At 57.9% G+C, this 1930-nt stretch carries 1 protein-coding gene and 1 pseudogene; both read left to right on the top strand.

Annotated elements, in window-relative coordinates; all coding sequences use genetic code 11:
- Window positions 1-343 (top strand): putative solute-binding protein (locus EPO09_RS01945; protein WP_290639635.1); only part of this gene is annotated, 343 nt, incomplete at its 5' end.
- A 120-nt stretch (window positions 344-463) separates the two neighbouring features.
- Window positions 464-1930, top strand: a pseudogene (locus tag EPO09_RS01940) (transporter); the annotation flags it as partial.

Below are 1930 nucleotides of genomic sequence, written 5' to 3'. Positions count from 1 at the left end.
CACGCGCTTCCCGATCATGATCCTGACCTATCAGGTCGTGCTCAACAAGACCAAGTTCCCTGAAGGGTTCGGCGAAAAGTCGCGTGAATACTGGTCCAGCCAGTTCGATCGCGCCTTGCAACTGATCAAGCAGGCCGACGCCAGCATCCCACCAGCAACCTGGATGGAGCTGAGTTCCGAGAACTCGTACAAGTACACCTTGATGCTGCGTGAATCGCGCATCGATATCGCGCAGAAGGGCCTCTACGACAAGGTGGGCCTGCGGATCATCAAAAAGATCCGTTGCAATGTGAACCCGGCTGACCCCGAGTGCTCAACCAAGTCAGAAGTAGAGTGGAAGTAATCCCGGCAGCGGCAGCCTCACCCGTTGCCATGCAGTACTGCTGATATCGCCGAGAGGCCACGAGGCCTCTCCCCTTTGGACGACTGACACCTCAAGGTCAGCACAGTCGCGTGATTGCCAATGAACACCCCTGACTCCCGAAAGATCCTGGGTCGAACCTTCCTTGAATGGTTCTCCAGCCTGCCCGTCTTTGCCCTGCTTTTGTTGACGCTGATCGTCGGCACGGGTGAGATGGTTCACGGCCAGTTGCTGAAACTGGGCGAATCCATGTTTGGAGACTCTCAGGCCCAAGTGCAGTACTTCATGCTGCGCGCCGAGCCTACCAAGCCTGAATGTGACGCCAACGTCAATATTGAGGCCGAATTGGCCAAGCAGTTGGCCGCCCCCCCCACCAAGGGCGACGACATTGACGACATCTTTGGCGCGCAAACAGCTGCTGATCCAGCCGTTCTGCGTAAGTCGATCGAGCAAGCTCAGGCTATTTGCAAGGCCAAGCACGACATCTACAACAAGGTTCTGCAACATCAGACACCTCAGGTCAAGGCCTATCGCACGCTGGAAACCAGCTTCTTCGGCTTGTTCCAGGTCGGCACGGACAACCGTCCGTTGATCCTGCTGTTGATGGTCGCCATTGCCGCCATCACCACCACGCTGGGCTTCCACCACATCGGTATCCGTCCGGGCCACTACTCCAAGGACTACCTGCTGCAATCCGCGTCGCAGGTGGTGTCCTCCGGCCTGCTGCTGTTCTCGGCGGTGCGTTACTACCAGATCCTGCAAGGTTCAGGCGTCCCCATCGAACACCCGCTGATCCATTACATCTGGATGGCCCTGTTCACTACCTTGCTGCTGATCAACCTCAAGCGCGTTGTCATGCCAGTGAAGTCGCCTCATGGCGAAGGCGACTGGTCTGGAGCCTTCCTGGCTGTGCCACTCTATGCACAAATGGCCACGGTGGCGGGCGTGTACTTCCTGATCAAGGGTCACCATGCAGGCCTGGCCATCTACATCAACCAGTTGATGGAGTTGCCCAGCATCTTCATGAACCTGGGCTTGTTCATCTGGGCCGGCATGTTGCTCAAGCAAAGCCGCATCGTTGACTTGTTCATGAACGTGCTGCGTCCATGGAACCTGTCACCGCAACTGCTGACTTACATCATCCTGATCGGTGCGTCGTTTGCCACGGCCTATACGGGCGCATCGGGTATCTTCGTGATTGCCGCTGGCGGCATCATCTATCACGAAGTCCGCGCCTCGGGTGGCTCGCGCCAGTTCGCGCTGGCTGCAACGGCCATGTCCGGCTCGCTGGGCGTTGTGTTGCGCCCTTGCCTGCTGGTGGTGTTCATTGCCGCGCTGAACAAGCAAGTAACCACATCCGGCCTCTACCACTGGGGCTTCTATGTGTTCCTGCTGACCTCCACGCTGTTCTTCCTGGCTTCGCAGATGCTGCGCACCGAACGCGCCAACATCGAGTCGCCCATGGTGGCCATCCCCGCGATGATTCGCCAGTTCGTCCCTCTGGTGCCCTACGTGATTCTGGTCGCAGCCATTGTGGCCATCTATGAATTCGCGCTGGAAACCAAGCTC

It is taken from the genome of Aquabacterium sp. (genome assembly GCF_004297345.1).
Classification (GTDB): Bacteria; Pseudomonadota; Gammaproteobacteria; order Burkholderiales; family Burkholderiaceae_C; genus Aquabacterium.
Note: the sequence above shows the minus strand (reverse complement) of the source record. Positions and strands in the feature narration are given on the sequence as shown.